The 383-nt window shown below is 58.7% G+C and carries 1 pseudogene; it reads left to right on the forward strand.

From position 1 onward, the window contains the following. Positions 1–262: 262 nt before the first annotated feature. Positions 263–383 (forward strand): annotated as a pseudogene (locus tag B3605_RS00345) (phosphoribosylaminoimidazolesuccinocarboxamide synthase); the annotation flags it as partial.

A 383-nucleotide genomic window follows, 5' to 3' on the forward strand; every position in this document is an offset into this window, starting at 1 on the left:
TCGCGCTGGGCGCCTCGCTCGACTTCCTCACACCCTTCGGCCATCACAACAACACGCTCGCCATGGGCATCGGCAGCTACCGCTTTTCCGATTTCATCCGCGCCGGCCTGCCGGTGACGGTGCTGAGCTACTTTTTGAGCCTGCTGCTTCTATATGTCTTCTGGGTTTGAGCCCCGCTTGCTTGACATCCCCGGCGATGGAACTAGAGCAGGGGAAAGCCCCGATCATACCGACCCCGTAACCCAAAAGGACGGTCAAGCCCGTGCGTATTCTCTCAGAAGCCCATTTCCCGGAACTGCCGAATTATTATCGCGGCAAGGTGCGAGAAAACTACGACCTTGCCGATGGCAGCCGCATCATCATCAGCACCGACAGGCTGAGCG

The sequence above is a fragment of the Rhizobium sp. UBA1881 genome (genome assembly GCF_002338015.1).
GTDB lineage: Bacteria > Pseudomonadota > Alphaproteobacteria > Rhizobiales > Rhizobiaceae > Rhizobium.